At 72.6% G+C, this 16,106-nt stretch carries 20 protein-coding genes, 1 other RNA gene and 2 pseudogenes; 12 read left to right on the forward strand and 11 right to left on the reverse strand.

Annotated features, from left to right (window positions below; translation table 11 throughout):
- Window positions 1-85 precede the first annotated feature (85 nt).
- The 3 genes from C4T42_RS23230 to C4T42_RS23240 form a co-directional block, all read right to left on the reverse strand.
- Window positions 86-574 carry a dihydrofolate reductase gene (locus C4T42_RS23230; protein ID WP_020091291.1) on the reverse strand — a complete coding sequence of 163 codons (489 nt, stop codon included), beginning with the start codon at window positions 572-574 and terminating at the stop codon, window positions 86-88.
- Window positions 571-1,365 (reverse strand): thymidylate synthase, encoded by a 795-nt coding sequence (locus C4T42_RS23235; RefSeq protein WP_103985941.1) that lies wholly within the window; start codon window positions 1,363-1,365, stop codon window positions 571-573. The genes C4T42_RS23230 and C4T42_RS23235 overlap by 4 nt, the downstream gene beginning before the upstream one ends.
- Window positions 1,366-1,511: 146 nt before the next feature.
- The gene (locus C4T42_RS23240; RefSeq protein WP_100252910.1) at window positions 1,512-2,336 is read right to left on the reverse strand and encodes a type II CAAX endopeptidase family protein; all 825 of its coding nucleotides are present in this window, start codon (window positions 2,334-2,336) and stop codon (window positions 1,512-1,514) included.
- Between the two features lie 24 nt (window positions 2,337-2,360).
- Here C4T42_RS23240 and ssrA point away from each other — a divergent pair.
- Window positions 2,361-2,742, forward strand: a transfer-messenger RNA (tmRNA) gene (ssrA, locus tag C4T42_RS23245).
- Between the two features lie 64 nt (window positions 2,743-2,806).
- Window positions 2,807-3,433 carry an SspB family protein gene (locus C4T42_RS23250; RefSeq protein WP_020091294.1) on the forward strand — a complete coding sequence of 209 codons (627 nt, stop codon included), beginning with the start codon at window positions 2,807-2,809 and terminating at the stop codon, window positions 3,431-3,433.
- A gap of 220 nt (window positions 3,434-3,653) precedes the next feature.
- On the opposite strand, the gene C4T42_RS23255 is transcribed toward C4T42_RS23250, so the two are convergent.
- Complete coding sequence (locus C4T42_RS23255; RefSeq protein ID WP_103985942.1) at window positions 3,654-3,932, reverse strand: hypothetical protein; 279 nt, start codon at window positions 3,930-3,932, stop codon at window positions 3,654-3,656.
- A gap of 85 nt (window positions 3,933-4,017) precedes the next feature.
- The gene (locus C4T42_RS23260; RefSeq protein WP_091927894.1) at window positions 4,018-5,412 is read right to left on the reverse strand and encodes a cytochrome P450; all 1,395 of its coding nucleotides are present in this window, start codon (window positions 5,410-5,412) and stop codon (window positions 4,018-4,020) included.
- Between the two features lie 122 nt (window positions 5,413-5,534).
- On the opposite strand from C4T42_RS23260, the gene fumC reads away from it, so the two are divergent.
- The 4 genes from fumC (at window position 5,535) to C4T42_RS23280 (ending at window position 8,275) form a co-directional block, all read left to right on the forward strand.
- Window positions 5,535-6,944, forward strand: a complete 1,410-nt coding sequence (fumC, locus tag C4T42_RS23265) for a class II fumarate hydratase (protein ID WP_020091298.1) — start codon at window positions 5,535-5,537, stop codon at window positions 6,942-6,944.
- A gap of 62 nt (window positions 6,945-7,006) precedes the next feature.
- Complete coding sequence (locus C4T42_RS23270) at window positions 7,007-7,204, forward strand: DUF4169 family protein (RefSeq protein WP_042672647.1); 198 nt, start codon at window positions 7,007-7,009, stop codon at window positions 7,202-7,204.
- A 137-nt stretch (window positions 7,205-7,341) separates the two neighbouring features.
- Window positions 7,342-7,566, forward strand: coding sequence for a ribbon-helix-helix domain-containing protein (locus tag C4T42_RS23275; protein ID WP_020091300.1), 225 nt, complete (start codon window positions 7,342-7,344; stop codon window positions 7,564-7,566).
- 82 nt (window positions 7,567-7,648) lie between these two features.
- The gene (locus C4T42_RS23280) at window positions 7,649-8,275 is read left to right on the forward strand and encodes a ParB-like protein (RefSeq protein WP_020091301.1); all 627 of its coding nucleotides are present in this window, start codon (window positions 7,649-7,651) and stop codon (window positions 8,273-8,275) included.
- Between the two features lie 25 nt (window positions 8,276-8,300).
- Here the strand turns inward: C4T42_RS23280 and C4T42_RS23285 are convergent, their stop codons facing one another.
- Window positions 8,301-8,717, reverse strand: a complete 417-nt coding sequence (locus tag C4T42_RS23285; protein ID WP_020091302.1) for a PRC-barrel domain-containing protein — start codon at window positions 8,715-8,717, stop codon at window positions 8,301-8,303.
- A 120-nt stretch (window positions 8,718-8,837) separates the two neighbouring features.
- Here C4T42_RS23285 and mepA point away from each other — a divergent pair, with 120 nt between their 5' ends.
- Complete coding sequence (gene mepA, locus C4T42_RS23290; protein ID WP_020091303.1) at window positions 8,838-9,758, forward strand: penicillin-insensitive murein endopeptidase; 921 nt, start codon at window positions 8,838-8,840, stop codon at window positions 9,756-9,758.
- A 26-nt stretch (window positions 9,759-9,784) separates the two neighbouring features.
- Here the strand turns inward: mepA and C4T42_RS23295 are convergent, their stop codons facing one another.
- Both C4T42_RS23295 and C4T42_RS32885 read right to left on the reverse strand, forming a co-directional pair.
- Window positions 9,785-10,258 carry a TetR family transcriptional regulator gene (locus C4T42_RS23295; RefSeq protein ID WP_348529874.1) on the reverse strand — a complete coding sequence of 158 codons (474 nt, stop codon included), beginning with the start codon at window positions 10,256-10,258 and terminating at the stop codon, window positions 9,785-9,787.
- A 67-nt stretch (window positions 10,259-10,325) separates the two neighbouring features.
- Window positions 10,326-10,556, reverse strand: a pseudogene (locus tag C4T42_RS32885) (hypothetical protein); the annotation flags it as partial.
- Between C4T42_RS32885 and C4T42_RS23300 the strand changes: the two are divergent.
- The 3 genes and pseudogenes from C4T42_RS23300 to C4T42_RS23305 form a co-directional block, all read left to right on the forward strand.
- Window positions 10,495-12,021 (forward strand): FAD-dependent monooxygenase, encoded by a 1,527-nt coding sequence (locus tag C4T42_RS23300; protein WP_103985943.1) that lies wholly within the window; start codon window positions 10,495-10,497, stop codon window positions 12,019-12,021. The pseudogene C4T42_RS32885 and the gene C4T42_RS23300 sit on opposite strands and share 62 nt — an antisense overlap.
- A 9-nt stretch (window positions 12,022-12,030) precedes the next feature.
- Window positions 12,031-12,195, forward strand: coding sequence for a hypothetical protein (locus tag C4T42_RS32055; protein ID WP_020091306.1), 165 nt, complete (start codon window positions 12,031-12,033; stop codon window positions 12,193-12,195).
- 321 nt (window positions 12,196-12,516) lie between these two features.
- Window positions 12,517-12,999 (forward strand): annotated as a pseudogene (locus C4T42_RS23305) (PAS domain-containing protein); the annotation flags it as partial.
- A gap of 41 nt (window positions 13,000-13,040) precedes the next feature.
- Here C4T42_RS23305 and C4T42_RS23310 read toward each other — a convergent pair.
- Entirely contained in the window at window positions 13,041-13,361 is a 321-nt protein-coding gene (locus C4T42_RS23310) for a hypothetical protein (protein WP_020091308.1), read from the reverse strand.
- 199 nt (window positions 13,362-13,560) lie between these two features.
- Here C4T42_RS23310 and C4T42_RS23315 point away from each other — a divergent pair, with 199 nt between their 5' ends.
- Window positions 13,561-14,238: an HAD family hydrolase gene (locus tag C4T42_RS23315; RefSeq protein WP_020091309.1), complete on the forward strand. Its 678-nt coding sequence runs from the start codon at window positions 13,561-13,563 to the stop codon at window positions 14,236-14,238.
- 407 nt (window positions 14,239-14,645) lie between these two features.
- Window positions 14,646-14,933 carry a hypothetical protein gene (locus tag C4T42_RS23320; RefSeq protein ID WP_091675555.1) on the forward strand — a complete coding sequence of 96 codons (288 nt, stop codon included), beginning with the start codon at window positions 14,646-14,648 and terminating at the stop codon, window positions 14,931-14,933.
- A gap of 8 nt (window positions 14,934-14,941) precedes the next feature.
- Here C4T42_RS23320 and C4T42_RS23325 read toward each other — a convergent pair whose 3' ends face one another.
- The gene (locus C4T42_RS23325) at window positions 14,942-15,670 is read right to left on the reverse strand and encodes a hypothetical protein (RefSeq protein WP_020091311.1); all 729 of its coding nucleotides are present in this window, start codon (window positions 15,668-15,670) and stop codon (window positions 14,942-14,944) included.
- A gap of 108 nt (window positions 15,671-15,778) precedes the next feature.
- Window positions 15,779-16,060 carry a hypothetical protein gene (locus tag C4T42_RS23330; RefSeq protein WP_020091312.1) on the reverse strand — a complete coding sequence of 94 codons (282 nt, stop codon included), beginning with the start codon at window positions 16,058-16,060 and terminating at the stop codon, window positions 15,779-15,781.
- Window positions 16,061-16,106: the final 46 nt, after the last annotated feature.

Genomic DNA, 16,106 nt, shown 5'->3' on the forward strand with positions numbered 1-16,106 from the left:
ACAGGCACCTGCGGGCGCACGCCCCGTGCTGTCAAGGCTGGCAGGTGGGCATGCGCGGCGCGGAACGCAAATGCGGCGGCGCGCCTCAGCGTGCGCGCTCCCAGTCGACGAAGGCGAAGGCGTGCTCGTCCCGCGGGCCCGCCGGGTGCGCCTCGCGGAACGTCTCCCGGAAGCGGGCGCGGTCGAAGGCGGGGAATCGCACGTCGCCGGCGGGCTCGGCCTCGACCTCGGTGAGGTGGAGCCGGTCGGCGTGCGGGAGCGCGAGCGCGTAGATCTCGGCGCCGCCGACCACCATCAGCTCCGCCCCGGCGGCGGCCAGCGCGGAGTCCCAGTCGTGGACGGTCTCGACCCCCTCGGCGCGGAAGCCCGTGTCCCGGGTCAGCACCAGGGTGCGGCGCCCCGGCAGGGGCCGGCCGATCGAATCCCAGGTGCGCCGGCCCATAAGCATCGGCTTGCCCATGGTCAGGGCCTTGAAGCGCTTGAGATCGCTGGAGAGATGCCAGGCGAGCCCGTTGTCGCGGCCGATCACGCCGTTGCGGGCGACGGCGGCGACCAGGGAAACGATCGGGCTCATACCGCCACCGGGGCCGCGATGGCGGGATGCGGGTCGTAGTTCTCGATGGCGATGTCCTCGAACCGGAAGGCGAAGAGGTCGCGCACCTCCGGGTTGAGCCGCAGGTGCGGCAGCGGGCGCGGCTCCCGGGCCAGGAGGGTGCGGGTCTGCTCCAAGTGGTTCCTGTAGAGGTGCGCGTCGCCGAAGGTGTGGACGAAGTCGCCGACCCCGAGGCCGGCCACCTGGGCGATCATGTGGGTCAGGAGCGCGTAGCTCGCGATGTTGAACGGCACGCCCAGGAAGGCGTCCGCCGAGCGCTGGTAGAGCTGGCAGGAGAGCCGCCCCTCGCTGACGTAGAACTGGAACAGGCAGTGGCAGGGCGCGAGGGCCATCCGGTCGAGGTCGGCCGGGTTCCAGGCCGACACGATCAGGCGGCGGGAATCGGGGTTGCGCCGGATCTCGTCGAGCACCCCGGCGATCTGGTCGACAGTGCCGCCGCCGGGCCTCTCCCAGGAGCGCCACTGCTTGCCGTAGACCGGGCCGAGATCGCCGCGCTCGTCCGCCCACTCGTCCCAGATCGTCACGCCGTTCGCCTTCAGCGCCGCCACGTTGGTGTCGCCCGCCAGGAACCAGAGCAGCTCGTGGATGATCGAGCGCAGGTGCAGCCGCTTCGTGGTGACCAGCGGGAAGCCCGCCGACAGGTCGAAGCGCATCTGGTGGCCGAACACCGAGAGCGTGCCGGTGCCGGTGCGGTCGTCCTTGGCGACGCCCGCGTCGAGGATCCGCCGGAGCAGGTCGTGATAAGCGTCCATCGCCCATTCCTGCGCGCCGGCGCGCCGGCCGGCAAGCGCGCCGCCGCCATATGTCCACCGCCGTCGCGCGGGAGCCGCTCCGGCGCAGGCCTGCGCGCGGCGCCCTGTCGGCCAGGCCGGCCTCGGACAGGCCCTCAGACCAGCCCTCAGACCGGCCAGAGCAGGTAGGTCACCAGGGCGAGGTTCGACCAGCCGTGCAGGGCGATGCCGGGCCAGAGCCGGCCGGTGCGCCAGCGCAGCCAGCCCAGCGCCAGGGCGAGGGGCAGCAGCGAGACCGGCCGGGCGAGCCCCCAGGACGAGATGTGGGCGGCGGCGAAGATGAGCGCGGTGACCAGGATCGCCCCCGCGGGTCCGACGGCCGCCCGGGCGCGGGCGAAGGCCTCGCCGCGCAGCAGCAGTTCCTCGGCCACCGGCGCCAGGATCGCCAGATAGGCGAGCCAGGCCGCGACCGCCGCCTGGCTCATGAACGGCGACAGCCGCACGTGCTGGCCGAAGCTCGCGCCGAACAGCTCCGCCGTGCCGGTGACCCAGGCGATGTGCAGCACCGGCCAGACCAGCAGGAGGCCCAGCAGCGCGACCGGCCGCATGCCGTTCGGCCGCTCGCGGTCGAGGGCGAGGCGGCGGCGCCAACCGGCCCGGTCGTGCCACCACGCGCCGCCGAGCACCAGGGCGGCGAGGTAGACCTGGCGCAGGGCGTCGATCGCGAAGGCCCGGTGGGCGAGTTCCACCGCGCCCAGGAACGGGCGCCGCTCGGGGGGCAGGAACGGGTCGATCCCGCTCCAGAGGTCGAAGCCGACGCGCACCGTGGCGAGGGACAGGAGGCTCGCCGCGCCGAGATAGACGACCACGAGGGCGACCAGGGCGCCGAGCCGCCACGTCGCGCCCCAGGCGCGCTCGAGCGGGCCCCGCGCACCGGGGACGGCGGCGCGCGACTGCGCACTTCCGGCAACAGCCTCCCCCGGAGGCTCCAAATGAGGCGGCGGCGCGACACGATCGGGCTTCAAAACCGGACCGATCCCCTCTATATCTCGGGAGCCGGTCGCGAGGCCGGCTATGGCGATAAACGTTCTTCGCAATAAACCTATCGGACCCGGGGGCGGTACCCGGCGCCTCCACCCGAGCCCAGGACATGCTGCCGCAAGGGGCGTGATCGGAACCGGGGCTTCGGCGGGGGCGAAATAGGATCGACGAGGGCGTAAAGGTTGAGCTTTCGCTCGGCATGGTTCCGCCGTTATCGGGCCTTTGCAATAGTTGCCAACGACAACTTTGCTCCGGTGGCGGTGGCCGCGTAAGCGGTCCCCAATATCGACCTGAAGTCCTAGCGGGTAGCTCCGCATAGGCGGGGTTCGGAGGCGCCTGGCAACAGAAGCCTCCACTTCAGTCCTCGGTCCGGCCATCCGCGGCGGGGCGCCGGGCAGACCGGGCGAGAGCGCGACCGCAGATGGCAGACGACCTGATCCGCTACGACCTCCTGGTACAGGACGCCCTGCGCGGCGTGGTGCGCAAGGTCCTGACCGACGCGGCCCGCGAGGGGCTGATGGGCGAGCATCATTTCTACGTCTCGTTCCGGACGGAGGCCCCCGGCGTGCGGATGTCGCAGGCCCTGCGCGAGAAGTACCCGCAGGACATGACGATCGTCCTGCAGCACCAGTTCTGGGACCTCAACGTCACCGAGCACGCCTTCGAGGTCGGCCTGTCCTTCTCGGGCGTGCCGGAGCGCCTGCTGGTGCCGTTCGACGCCCTGTCGGGCTTCTTCGACCCCTCCGTGCAGTTCGGCCTGAAGTTCGACCTCAGCGAGGCCGGCGAGACCCCCGAGGAGGCCAACGCCGCCCCGGCCAAGCCCGGTCCCCGCGGCGCCGGCTCGGAACCCGGCGAGGTGCGGCCCAAGAGCGCCGGTCTCGCGACGATCGGCGCGGGCGCGCCGAAGGGGCTGCCCGCGCCCGCCGCCCCGGGCGAGAAGGACGCCGGCAAGACCGACGACAAGGCCCCCCGCCCCGCCGCCAAGAAGGAGGGTGAGGAGGGCAGCGCCGAGGTCGTGAGCCTGGACGCCTTCCGCAAGAAGAGCTGAGATCGCCCCTGGCCGACTCGGTCACGACCTTCAGCTGCGAGATCCGTCAGGCTCAGGCGCGGTGAGGCGAGGCGATGGGAACGCGCTCAAATCGAAGCTCGGGGCATGCCCGATAGCAGGCCTCGACCGAACGTTGCCCAGACGATCGCCCAGGGAGCTTCACACAGTCGCGGCAGGCATTTCGGACCGCGCCGGCGCCAGTCGTGCCCCAGATCGACGATCAGGGGCTCATAAGTTTGACGAACGCGGCGCCCGCGCCGAAGAATGCGGCCGCTGCTGCCATGCCGGCAAAACCGATGGAGAGCGGGGCCAGGACACGGTCTCGACCGAGCTTGAGCGTCTCGGCGTGCAGCTTCGCCGCCTCGGCCTGAAGCTTGGTCTGCTCGTCGATCAGCTTCCGCTGCTCGGCCACGAACTTTTCCGTCTCCGCATTGGACCGCAGGACGCGGGCGACCTGCTCGGCATAATCCAGCGTCGCGGGAGCAACGGTGTCGACCATCGCGGTTCGTGCCCGATCTCAGCCAGCGCGACTCTGCTGACCCGTTCCGGCAATGTGAGAACGCACGGGGAACTCGTCAACCCGCTCACGCTCGCCGCTCGGCCTCCATGCGCAAGCCGTGCTCCGGCCGGAGCGTCACCCGGTGGAGCGGCGTGACCGGCGGGTGATCCGCCGGCAGCCGGAAGCGCACCGCCCGGACCACGTGGGCCAGCACGATCACCGCCTCCTGGATCGAGAAGCTCTGGCCGATGCAGACCCGCGGCCCCGCCCCGAACGGCAGGTAGGCGAAGCGCGGGATCGCGTCCCGGTTCTCGGGCAGGAACCGCTCCGGCACGAAGGCCTCCGGGTCGTCCCAGAGCAGCTGGTGGCGGTGGAGCACCCAGGGCGCCACCATCACCAGCGAGCCCCGCGGCACCTTGATCCGGCCGAGCCGGTCGTCGCGGACCGCCTGCCGGCTGAGGAACGGGACCGGCGGGAACAGCCGCATCGCCTCCTCGATCACCGCCCGGGTGAAGGGCAGGCGCTCGACGGCGAAATCCCCCGGCCCGGCCGCGTCGACCTCGGCCTCGACCCGCGCCTGCGCGGCGGGATCCTGCGACAGGCAGTAGAGCGCCCAGGTCAGGGAGTTGGCCGTGGTCTCGTGGCCGGCGGCGATGAAGGTGACGATGTTGGCCTTCACGGCGAGGTCCGAGAGCCCGTTGCCGGTCTCGGGATCCTGCGCGGCGAGCAGCAGCGTCAGCAGGTCCCGCGGCGCCTCGCCCCCCGTCATCAGCGCCTTGCGCCGTGCGATCAGTTCGTCGACCACCTCGGCGAAGAAGCGCCCCGCGGGCCGCGCCCGCAACCGGCCGATCCGCGGCACGAAATCGGGCACGCCGAACACGTCGAGGGGGTCGATCGGCCCGACGGCCTCGAGGAAGCGCGTGATCGCGCGGCCCAGCGCGTCGGGATCGCTCGGCAAACCTTGCGTGAAGATCGTCCGCTCCAGCACGTCGAGGGTGACGCGGGTCATCTCCAGGGCGACGTCGACCCGCTTGCCGTCGCGGCGGACGAGGCGGCGGCCGAGCCGCGCCCCGGCGGCGTTCATCGCGTCGGAGAAGCCCTGGACCGTGCGGGCGTTGAAGATCGGCGCCAGCGTCCGGCGCTGGAGCCGCCACTCGTCGCCCTCGGCACTGAGCAGGCCGTTGCCGAGCCCCGGGGCCAGCACGCGGCGCTGGAGGTCGTCCTTGCGGTAGCCGTCGGGGTTCTCGATGAGCAGGTAGCGGATCAGCGCCGGGTCGCTCACCAGGGTGATCCGGCCCATCGCGCCCTCGGCCGCCACGACCGGCAGCTTGAAATGCGCGTCCATCCAGGTGGTGATCGGGTTCTTGCGCGCCGCCCGCAGGAACTCGAACAGGCCGAGCGGCTCCTTCAGCGGCGGCGGCACGACGGGGCGGAACCGGGTGCCGGCCATCGGTTCGGAGAGATCGATCGTGGCGCTCATCGGCTCCTTGTCCGGCGGGAACAGAGCCCCGCCCTTGTCGGCGCGCCGGGGAAAACCGGCATCGCGATTCACCCGCGCCTCATTTAAGTAGGCACCGCACTGCACCAGACGTAGAGGCCACGATGTCGCCCACCGAGACCGCCACCCGCACCGAGTCCGACACCTTCGGTCCGATCGAGGTCCCGGCGCATCGCTACTGGGGCGCGCAGACGCAGCGCTCGATCCAGAACTTCAAGATCGGCACCGACCGGATGCCGGCGCCGCTCGTCCACGCACTCGGCGTCGTGAAGCAGGCCGCCGCCCTGGTGAACAAGGATCTCGGCGCCCTCGACCCGAAGCTCGCCGACGCCATCGCGGCCTCGGCCGCCGAGGTCGTTGAGGGCCGCTACGACGACGAGTTCCCGCTCGTCATCTACCAGACCGGCTCGGGCACGCAGTCGAACATGAACGCCAATGAGGTGATCGCCAGCCTCGCCAACGAGCGCCTGGGCGGCCAGCGCGGCGGCAAGTCGCCGGTCCACCCGAACGACCATTGCAACCGCGGCCAGTCCTCCAACGACACCTTCCCGACGGCCATGCACATCGCGGTGGCCCGCGAGATCCAGGGTCGCCTGCTGCCGGCGCTCTCCCACCTGCACGCTGCCCTCGACGCCAAGGCCAAGGCCTTCGACGCGATCGTCAAGATCGGGCGCACCCACCTGCAGGACGCGACGCCGGTCTCCCTCGGCCAGGAATTCTCCGGCTACGTCGCGCAGGTCGCCCTCGGCGGCTCGCGGGTCGCCGCGACCCTGCCGGGGGTGCTGGCGCTCGCCCAGGGCGGCACGGCGGTCGGCACCGGCCTCAACGCCCATCCGGAATTCGCCGAGCGCTTCGCCGCCAAGGTCGCCGAGCTGACCGGCCTACCCTTCACGTCGGCCGAGAACAAGTTCGAGGCGCTCGCGACCCACGACGCCCTGGTATTCACGCAGGGCGCCCTCTCGGCGCTCGCCGCCGGCCTGTTCAAGATCGCCCAGGACATCCGCTTCCTCGGCTCGGGCCCGCGCTCCGGCCTCGGCGAGCTGTCGCTCCCCGAGAACGAGCCCGGCTCGTCGATCATGCCCGGCAAGGTCAACCCGACCCAGTGCGAGGCCCTGACGATGGTCTGCGCCCAGGTGATCGGCAACGGCACCACGGTGAGCTTCGCCGGCTCCCAGGGCAATTTCGAGCTCAACGTGTTCAAGCCGGTGATCGCCAACGCGGTGCTGCAGTCGATCCGCCTGCTCGCCGACGCGGCGGTGAGCTTCACCGACAATTGCGTCGTCGGCATCAAGGCCAACGAGGACAAGATCGCCGACCTGATGAGCCGGTCGCTCATGCTGGTCACCGCGCTCGCCCCCTCGATCGGCTACGACAAGGCCGCCGAGATCGCCAAGACCGCGCACAAGAACGGCACGACCCTCAAGGAGGAAGCCCTGCGCCTCGGCTACGTGACCGAGGCGGAGTTCGAGCGCGTGGTCCGGCCGGAGACCATGCTGGCCCCCAGCGCCGATTAGTTTCTTGGGTATTTGGCCGGCGCGGGTGTCCTGCGCCGGCCGCCATTGCCGGGAGGCGATCCATGGCCGAGATCATCAACCTGCGTCAGGTCCGCAAGGCGAAGGCCCGCGCCGAGGCCGACACGAAGGCCGAGGCCAACCGGATCGCCTTCGGGCAGCCGAAGAAGGCCAGGACCCTCCAGCAGCGCCGCAAGGCCCTGGAGACCGAGCGGCACGAGGGCCACCGCCTGGAGCGGGGCGAGCCCGATCCGGCGGACTGAGAGCAGATCCGGATGCAGCAGCCCCACCGTCCTCGCGAGCGGAGCGAAGCGATCCAGTCGCGCCACGCCGACCAGGGTCGCGCTGCCCTGGATCGCTTCGCTCCGCTCGCGAGGACGGGACGCGCAGCCGCCTCGCCATGAGCCCGGGCATCACCAAGCGCTCCGTGATGATCGCCGGCCACCGGACCAGCGTGTCCCTGGAGGACCCGTTCTGGGCGGCCCTGCGGGCGATCGCGGAGGCGCGGGGCCAGTCGGTCCAGGCCCTCATCGGGCACATCGACGCCGGCCGCGACGGCCAGAACCTGTCCTCGGCGATCCGCGTGTTCGTGCTGGAGGCCGTCCGCGCGATGCCGGAAACGTGAGCGCCGCGCGCCCTGGCCGCTCTCCCGATCCTGAATAGGTGTCTGACGATCGCGTGACAAATCCACGCACGAAGGAGACCCCATGGCCAGTAGAGAGCCGCTGCTCAAGACCATCCCGATCGCGGAGCTGCGCCCGACGCAGATGACCGTGGGCTACCGGGAAGTGGCGGAGAAGCGGCGGCGCTGGCGGGAGTACGACGGCGAGAAGAAGAAGGAATTCCTCGGCGCCCACATGATCCCGACGCTGCTCGGGCCGAAGAAGCGCCACTACATCATCGATCACCACCACCTGTCCCGCGCCCTGCACGAGGAGGGCGTCGAGAACGTGCTCGTCACCGTGGTGGCCGACCTGCACTACCTCGACAAAGACGCGTTCTGGACGGTCTGCGACCACAAATCCTGGACCCACCCCTACGACGCCGACGGCGTGCGCCAGCACTTCGACGACATCCCGAAATCCGTCGACGCCCTGGTGGACGACCCCTATCGCAGCCTCGCCGGCGAGTTGCGCCGGGCCGGCGGCTTCGCGAAGGACACGACGCCGTTCAGCGAGTTTCTCTGGGCCGACTTCCTGCGGCGGAACATCAAGGAGAAGCGGATCGAGAACGACTTCTCCTCGGCCCTGGAGCGGGCGATGTCGCTGGCCAAGTCCAAGGACGCCGACTACCTGCCCGGCTGGTGCGGGCCGGTGACCCGCCACGTCCGCTGAGACCCGCAGACGGTCCCGGCGCCGCCTAGATGCCCCAGTAGGGCGCCGCGTCGTAGTAGCGGTGGATCTGCTCCTCCCAGGCGCCGTCCGCGGCCGGATCGGTGCCCTCGGGGGTGCGGGCCGGGGCGGCGCGCAGCTGCGCCTCGGTGATGTCGACCACGTAGGCGTCCTGCTGCGGCTCGAACCGCAGCACCGACCAGGGCAGCGTGTAGAAGTCCTCGCCGAGGCCCAGGAACCCGCCGAAGCTCATCACCGCGTAGGCGACCCGACCCGAGACCTTGTCGAGCATCAGCCGCTCGATCCGTCCGACCCGTGTCCCGTCGGGCCGGCGGACATCCGTCCCGATGACCCGATCGCTGGCGATCAGGCGGCGGGGCTCCCGGCCGGCCGGGTTCGCCGTGCCGGGCTGACCGGTGTCCGTTCCCGTTCCCGTGGCCGTCATCGCCGCCTCCCGACCGTTTCCGCGCGACGCGCGCCGTCTGCCCGAAAAACGCCCCGCCCCTGGGCCACGTTCCGGCGGGCGCCCGCGCCCGCCCTCTCCAGCCGGACGAACAGCCCCCGCATGCCGATGCCGCGTTTCGCCCAGAGCCTCGCGCTCGCCGCCCTGCTCCTGCCCGCCGCCGCGCAGGCCCAGGATCGCGGCAGCGTCAATCCGAAGCCGCTGCCGCCCCTGGAGCATCCGGACGCGCCCTCGACGCCCGCCAAGGCGCTGTTCGGGCGGGTCACCAAGGCGTCCTCCGGTCCGGCCCACATCTACGGCTTCTACGCCAAGGGCTGCTTCGCCGGCGGCGAGGCGCTGCCGCTCGACGGGCCGAACTGGCAGGTCATGCGCCCGTCCCGCAACCGGATGTGGGGCACGCCCTACCTCGTCGACTTCATCGAGCGGCTGTCGCAGAAGGCCGCCCGGGTCGGCTGGCCCGGCCTCCTCGTGGGCGACATGGCCCAGCCCCGCGGCGGCCCGATGATCACCGGCCACGCCTCGCACCAGATCGGCATCGACGCCGACGTCTGGCTGACGCCGATGCCCGACCACCGCATGAGCCGGGCGGAGCGCGAGGAGACCTCGGCCACCGACATGGTCCGCCGCGACCGCCTCGACATCGATCCCCAGGTCTGGACGCCCACGCACCTGCAGCTGATCAAGATCACCGCCGAGCAGCCGGAGGTGGAGCGCATCTTCGTCAACGCGGCGATCAAGAAGGCCCTCTGCCGCGACGCCGCGGGCAGCCGCTGGATGTCCAAGGTCCGCCCGATGTACGGGCACAATTACCACTACCATATCCGGCTTTCCTGCCCGGCCGGCCAGGAGGATTGCCAGCCCCAGGGCGCGCCGCCGCCGGGCGACGGCTGCGACGACCTCAGCTACTGGTTCTCGGACGCGGTGCTCCACCCGAAGCCCCCGAAGACGCCGCCGAAGGCCAAGCCCGCCATGACCATGGCGGCGCTGCCCGCCGCCTGCCGGGCGGTGCTGAAGGCGCCGTAGGCCGGGCCCCCGGGGATGGTCGCCGCTCAGGGCGCGGCCGCCTCCGCGTAGGGCGTGCCGGCCAGCGCCGCCGCGAGGCCGGCCGTCCCCCGGTCGATGACCGCCAGGAAGGCGGCATTCGCCGCCTCCGTCCGCCGCGTCGCCCGGAAGGTCCGGTGCGCCCGGAGGAAGGCCACGCTCCAGGTCGCCAGCAACAGGCCGGCCGCCAGGTCGGCGTCGGGATCCTCCGGCCCGCGCCCGACGGATTCGGCGAGCGCGACCCGCACCACGCCCGCGAGTTCGTCCCGGATCGCCCGGGCCCGGGCCTTGAGCGTCTCGCTCCCGGCCGCCGTCGCGACGAAGGCGCCGCTGCGCGCCGAGAATTCCACGACCGGGTTCCGGCCCGTCACCAGCCGGTGCGCCAGCTGGCGGAGCGTCTCGACCGGCGCGACCCGGGGATCGCGCTGCCGCAGGGTCTCGCGCAGGAGTGCGCGCCCCTCCTCGTCGCGGTCGTAGAACATGTCCTCCTTGCGGGGGGAAATGGTTGAACACGGTCATCCGGCCGACATCGGCAGCCGCCGCGATCTCATCCACCGTCACGGCGTCGAAGCCGCGCTCCAGGAACAGCCGCGTGGCGGCGTCGGAGATGGCCTGCCGGGTGGCGAGGCGCTTGCGGGACCGGCGGTCGGGAGGCGTTGACATGCGCCGCCTCATACCACATCCATTCATGGACTGAGTATAGAAATCGATTAAGTCCATGGATGAGCCTGTCGACGTCGTCGTGGTTGGAGCCGGTCCGGTCGGGCTCCTCACAGCCATCGAGCTGACCCTCGGGGGCGCGCGCGTCCGGGTGCTGGAGCGCCTCACCGAGCCGAGCACCACCATCAAGGCGCTGGGGCTCGGCCCCCTGGGCGTCGAGGCGCTGCAGCGGCGGGGGATGGGCGCGGCGATCGAGGCCGCCGAGGCGCGGAGCCTCGCGGCGATGGACCGCCTGCCGGGTCAGGTCGGCGGCGGCCCGCGCGGGGCGCAGTTCAGCGGCCATTTCGGCTTCCTGTTCATCCGCCGCGGCCCGCAGGCGGAGCCGGACCGGCGCATGCGCGCGGTCGATCAGCAGAGCCTCGAAGCCATGCTGCTCGACCGCGCCGCGGCGCTCGGGATCGACCTGCGCCGCGGTTGCACGCTCACGGGCTTCACGGAGGCGGCCGACAGGGTCGAGGTGGCCTGGACCGCGCCGACGGGCGACGCGCGCGTCCGCTGCGCCTATCTCGTCGGCTGCGACGGCGGCCGCAGCGCGGTCCGCAAGATGGCCGGCTTCGCCTTCCCCGGCACGCCGCCGACGCTCACCATGTACCAGGCGATCGCCGATCTCGACGATCCCGCCGGCGCGCTGCCGGTCGGCTGGCACCGCGGGCCGGGGGGCGTCTACGGCCACGGGCCGTTCCCGCGCCGCCTGTTCATGCTGGATTTCAGCGGCCCGCCGGCCGACCGGCAGGCGCCCGTCACGCGCGACGAGATCGAGACCGCGCTGCGCCGGGTCAGCGGCACGGACGTCCGCGTCGCCCGGGTCGCGGTCGCGAACCGGTGGGCCGACAACACGCGCCTCGTCGACACCTACCGCCGGGGCCGCGTGCTGCTCGCCGGCGACGCGGCGCATGTCCACGCGCCCTTCGACGGCCAGGGCCTGAGCCTCGGCCTGGGCGACGCCGCCAATCTCGGCTGGAAGCTCGCCGCCGTGCTGCGCGGGGAGATGCCCGAGACCCTGCTCGATACCTACACGGCCGAGCGGCGCCCGGTGGCCGAGGCCGTCACGGCCAACACCCGCGCCCAGGCGGCGATCCTGCGGCCCGATCCGCAATCGGGCGCGCTGCGCGACCTGATGGCGCGGCTCCTGGAGAGCGACGAGGTCAGCCGGATCCTCGGCGGCCTGATGCGCGGCCTGAGCGCCCGGTACGATCTCGGCTCGCCCGAGGACGCGGTCGGCCGGATGGCCGGCGACGGGCCGCTCGGCGCCGGTGGCGCGACGCTCTACGGCGCGATGCAGGACGGCCGGGGCCTCCTCGTCGACGGCAGCGCCGACGGCGCGGCCTCCCGGATGGTCGCCGCGGCGACGGGCCGGGTGAGCTGCGTGGCGGTCCCGGACGGGCCCTCGACGCTGGTCCGCCCCGACGGCTGCGTCGCCTGGACGGGCGCGGCAACGGCCCTCGACGGCCTGCGGGAGGCGGTGGGCCGCTGGTTCGGCCCGTCACTGGCCGGGCCGCTCGGCGCGCCGGCTCCGATGTGCTAACCGCCCCGGATGCCCCGCTGGCTCTTCATCCTCCTCGTGACCGCCCTCGCCCTCTCGGTCCTCGGCAGCGTCCTGATCGTGCTGCGCAGCCCGAACAGCACGCCGCCCCTGCGGGGCGCCGCCGGCGCCCCGGTGCCGGGCCCGCAGACGCGGCCCGACAGCCGGAGCCCGTGAGGCTCGGGCGCCGCCGCCGGTTCCCGCCGGGCCGCAACAGCCGGCCGAGTTCTTGGCCCGGTTCTTGGCCCGGTTCTTGGCCAGCTTCTTGGCCGGGGCCTGCTGGTGGCATGCCCCCGCGAAGCGGTGCGCCAGCGGCCCGCCTCCCGGTCTTGGGCGCCGCCCGACACGGGAAGGCGGGGACCGCCGGACGACGTTCGGCGCCCGCCCTCCGCGAACCGCGCCGCGAGAGACTGGACCGCGCGGGCAAATTCCGGCTTGGTGCCCCGACGACGCGGGTCGGACGGCCGCCCTGCGCGGCGCTGTGAGGGGCTGATCCGGATGGAGACGGGCGGGACCGCCACGAGCCACGTGCCGGACGACCTCAAGGCGGAGGCGCACCGGGGCGATCCCTTCGCGGCCGCCGTGCGGGCGACCCGGATGCCGATGATCATCACCGATCCGGCCCAGCACGATAACCCGATCGTCTTCGTGAACGACGCCTTCCTGAAACTCACCGGCTACACCCGGATGGAGGTGGTCGGCCGCAATTGCCGCTTCCTGCAGGGGCCCGACACCGAGGCGGCGGCCGTCGACCGCCTCCGCGCGGCCGTCCGGCGGGAGGAGGATATCCGGGTCGACCTCCTTAACTACCGCAGGGACGGCTCGACCTTCCAGAACGCCCTCTACGTCGGCCCGGTGCGGGACGAGGCGGGACGGGTGGTCTACTTCTTCGCCTCGCAGCTCGACGTCAGCGAGCACTACGCGCTGACCGCCGAGATCGAGCGGCTGAAGGCCGCCCTGGCCGAGGCCGAGGCCAAGCTCGCGGCCCGCTAGGCCGCCCGGAGGATCAGGGCTTCGTCGGATCAGGGCTTCGTCAGGAACCCGATCGGCTCGCGGCCCGGCTGGCCGAGCCAGAGCAGGACCGCGCCGAGGCCGAGGCCGATCAGGGAGGCCGGCGCCAGGGTGAGCGGCAGGCCCAGGATGTGCCAGAGCCAGGGCGCCGCCCCCTCCACGCTGCCCTGCAGGGCGCTGGCCTTGTCCTTGAACAGGGTGGCGATCACGTCGGAGAGCGGCGTCACCCGCAGCCCGTTGTTGGCGATGGAGCGGGCGCCGTCGTAGACCAGCGCGACGAAGCCGCCGGCCATCAGCAGGAAGCCCAGGACGCGGGCCAGGAAGCGGAACATCGCGGGGCCTTCTGAGCCTTGCCTTACGGGCCGTGGGTGCCGGATCGGCGCGCCCGCCCCGGGAGTATGGGGCCGCGCCGCAAGGTGCAAGCACCCGGTCAGTGCCCGGGGCGAGCGTCGATCCGCGCGGTTGCGGGGCCCTCGGGCCCGTGCCACAGGGTCGCCCGGCGGCGGCGGGCCGTGCGGGGAACGGTCGACCTTGGACGCGCGCGCGACGAATCTCGGCCTCGTGATCTTCGATTGCGACGGCGTCCTCGTGGACAGCGAGCCCCTGAGCCTCGCCTGCCTGACGGCCGGGCTCAACCGGATCGGCGTGGACATCGACTTCGCCACCGTGCGGGCGCGCTTCACCGGCACCGCGATGCCCTCGATCATGGCGCATATCGCCCGCGACTACGGCGTCACCGCGCCCGACGGGTTCGTCGAGGCGGTGAAGGCCGAGACCCTGGCGCTGTTCGACGCGGAGCTGCGGGCGATGCGCGGCGTCGCCGAGGCGGTCGCCGCCGTGGGCCTGCCGGTCTGCGTCGCGTCGAGCAGCGACCCGGTGCGGCTGCGCCACTCCCTGACGCTGACCGGGCTGCTCCCCCTGTTCGGCGACCGCGTCTTCTCCTCGGCGCAGGTGGCGCGGGGCAAGCCCTTCCCCGACCTGTTCCTGTTCGCCGCCGAGCGGATGGGCGTCGCTCCGGCGGCCTGCCTCGTGATCGAGGACAGCGTTCCCGGGGTCACGGCGGCCCGGAGCGCCGGCATGCGGGTCGCGGGCTTCACCGGCGGCGGCCACTGGGGTCACGACCCGGCGGGCGCCGGGCTCGCGGAGGCCGGCGCGGCCCGGATCTTCTCGGACTTCTCCGACCTCGCCGCGGTGATCGCCGCGGCCTGAACGATCCGCCTCCCGGACGCGCGCCCGGGACCGGCTTCCTGCCAGGCCGGCCCTCGAAATCGGAAGTCCGTTCCGTTGACGGTGCGCCGTGCCGCGCCCATCTTCAGGGATGCCGGCCCGGCCGCGCACTTCGGGTGCGCGACAGGACCGGCCGCGGTCCTTTGAGAAGCGTAGCTTGCGCCGCGTGATCAAACGCTAAAGCACTGCGCCGGCCCCGCGCCGCGCGGTCCTTCAGTCTGGAGGACGTCCGATGGTCACTCGCACATCGTCCCTACGATACCCGCTCCCGATCGCCCCCTGCTGCCCCGCCGCCCGCCGGCGCTGTCGACGCTGAGCCCCGTCGATCCTCCGCAGCAGCCAACGCGATCCGGCACGGCGACCGGCCGGCCCAGGGAGTTCCCGATCCGATGCACAGCCTCGCAGAGTACAAACCCGAAGACCGTCCCGACCTCGCGGACCCGGCCCTCGGCCCGAGCGAACCCGCCCGGGTGATCGAGATCGGTGAGGTCACCGCCGGGATCGCCGTTCCCGAGGGGCGCGGCGTCCGGTTCTTCTCGTCCGCGCGCGATTTCGACGGGCTCGACGGCGCCGTGTTCCGCACGGCCGAGCAGGCCGCCCGCGCGGCCCGCGCGCGCATGAGCGCCCGGACCCGGCCCCCCGACCGGGCGCACCGGCCCGCGCTGCGGCGGGCCTGACCCGCCCGCTACTTGCTGCACTCGTCCCGGGTGCGCTTCATGGCCTCCGCGAATCCGCCGAGCGCGTACTCGTCGCTCGTCGGGTTCCCGCGCAGCGACGTGGCCTTGATGATGATCTTCGGGTTGCGGGCGCTCATCTCGGAGACGACCCGCGCCTCCTCGGCGGGGTTCTGCAGCCACGCATTGCCGTCCTTGACCACGAGGCCGTAGCGGCTGGCGCCGAGGTTGAGGCTCGGGTCGGTCGGCGCGGCCGCGGAGCCGGGCTTGACCTGGGAGGCCGCGGGCTTCGACGGGAAGCCCAGCATCACCGCCACCTCGTTCTGGATGTTCTCGCCCTTGCGCACGCTCACGAACAGGTAGGCGGTGTCGCGCTTCAGGGTCTTGGGCGAGCGCGTCTGCGGCTGCGCGATCGCGTAGCAGAGCTTGTTGCGGCCGTCGCCGTTCACGAACACGTTCCAGTCGCCGAAGATCGCCACCGGGGTGGCCTGCTGCATCCCCGGCGGGGTCGCGGTCTTCTTCTCGGCGCGCTTGCTCCGCTCGCGGCCGTGCCGCCGCCCGCGCCGCGACGGGGCCGCGTCGCCACCGCCGGCGTCCGGGGCCGCCGCCGCGTCCTGGGCGTGGGCCGCCGTCGCGACCAGGCAGGTCCCGCCGAGAACACCTCCGACGAGGCCGGTAACCAGCCCGGAGGCGAGCAGGGCGAGAGCTCCGACCGGGAGCGAGCGGGGGACGCGGACCATCTTCACTTCCTGACGACGGGCGGCTCCGTCAGGAGCCGGACCGGGGTTCGGGATTAGTGAAGCTTGCGTAAAACGTCGGCAAGATGGCGGGGCGGGATCCGTCGACAATCAGACGGCGCGGGCTTCCGTCGCCCGGGCCGCGATGACGCCGGCCGGGACCGGCAGCGGCTCGACCGCCGGGCCGGCGGGCACCGCGATCGCGTTCGGCCGGGCCGGCGCGGCGCGCTGGCGGGGCGGATCGTTGTAGGGGGTGTTGTAGCCCTTGCGGACGGCGGCCCAGTAGGACTCGCGCGTTAGGCCCGAACCGGTCAGGGCGGCGTCGATCATCGCCGTGGCGTGCGCCGCGAAATCCGGCACCTCCTCCGTGTTCAGCCAACTCTCGACAGGCATCCTGCGAACTCCGATCCAGACGGCGAAGCTTGTAGCTGAGCGGACT

The organism is Methylobacterium sp. 190mf, from assembly GCF_900107945.1.
In the GTDB taxonomy this organism is placed as follows: Bacteria; Pseudomonadota; Alphaproteobacteria; order Rhizobiales; family Beijerinckiaceae; genus Methylobacterium.

What these genes read in the sequence shown, in the direction of transcription:
- C4T42_RS23230 (WP_020091291.1), bottom strand. Translation starts at nt 574, where the DNA reads ATGAGCCCGATCGTTTCCCTGGTCGCCGCCGTCGCCCGCAACGGCGTG.
- C4T42_RS23235 (WP_103985941.1), bottom strand. Translation starts at nt 1,365, where the DNA reads ATGGACGCTTATCACGACCTGCTCCGGCGGATCCTCGACGCGGGCGTC.
- C4T42_RS23250 (WP_020091294.1), top strand. Translation starts at nt 2,807, where the DNA reads ATGGCAGACGACCTGATCCGCTACGACCTCCTGGTACAGGACGCCCTG.
- C4T42_RS23255 (WP_103985942.1), bottom strand. Translation starts at nt 3,932, where the DNA reads ATGGTCGACACCGTTGCTCCCGCGACGCTGGATTATGCCGAGCAGGTC.
- C4T42_RS23260 (WP_091927894.1), bottom strand. Translation starts at nt 5,412, where the DNA reads ATGAGCGCCACGATCGATCTCTCCGAACCGATGGCCGGCACCCGGTTC.
- fumC (WP_020091298.1), top strand. Translation starts at nt 5,535, where the DNA reads ATGTCGCCCACCGAGACCGCCACCCGCACCGAGTCCGACACCTTCGGT.
- C4T42_RS23270 (WP_042672647.1), top strand. Translation starts at nt 7,007, where the DNA reads ATGGCCGAGATCATCAACCTGCGTCAGGTCCGCAAGGCGAAGGCCCGC.
- C4T42_RS23275 (WP_020091300.1), top strand. Translation starts at nt 7,342, where the DNA reads ATGAGCCCGGGCATCACCAAGCGCTCCGTGATGATCGCCGGCCACCGG.
- C4T42_RS23280 (WP_020091301.1), top strand. Translation starts at nt 7,649, where the DNA reads ATGGCCAGTAGAGAGCCGCTGCTCAAGACCATCCCGATCGCGGAGCTG.
- C4T42_RS23285 (WP_020091302.1), bottom strand. Translation starts at nt 8,717, where the DNA reads ATGACGGCCACGGGAACGGGAACGGACACCGGTCAGCCCGGCACGGCG.
- mepA (WP_020091303.1), top strand. Translation starts at nt 8,838, where the DNA reads ATGCCGATGCCGCGTTTCGCCCAGAGCCTCGCGCTCGCCGCCCTGCTC.
- C4T42_RS23295 (WP_348529874.1), bottom strand. Translation starts at nt 10,258, where the DNA reads ATGTTCTACGACCGCGACGAGGAGGGGCGCGCACTCCTGCGCGAGACC.
- C4T42_RS23300 (WP_103985943.1), top strand. Translation starts at nt 10,495, where the DNA reads ATGGATGAGCCTGTCGACGTCGTCGTGGTTGGAGCCGGTCCGGTCGGG.
- C4T42_RS32055 (WP_020091306.1), top strand. Translation starts at nt 12,031, where the DNA reads ATGCCCCGCTGGCTCTTCATCCTCCTCGTGACCGCCCTCGCCCTCTCG.
- C4T42_RS23310 (WP_020091308.1), bottom strand. Translation starts at nt 13,361, where the DNA reads ATGTTCCGCTTCCTGGCCCGCGTCCTGGGCTTCCTGCTGATGGCCGGC.
- C4T42_RS23320 (WP_091675555.1), top strand. Translation starts at nt 14,646, where the DNA reads ATGCACAGCCTCGCAGAGTACAAACCCGAAGACCGTCCCGACCTCGCG.
- C4T42_RS23325 (WP_020091311.1), bottom strand. Translation starts at nt 15,670, where the DNA reads ATGGTCCGCGTCCCCCGCTCGCTCCCGGTCGGAGCTCTCGCCCTGCTC.
- C4T42_RS23330 (WP_020091312.1), bottom strand. Translation starts at nt 16,060, where the DNA reads ATGCCTGTCGAGAGTTGGCTGAACACGGAGGAGGTGCCGGATTTCGCG.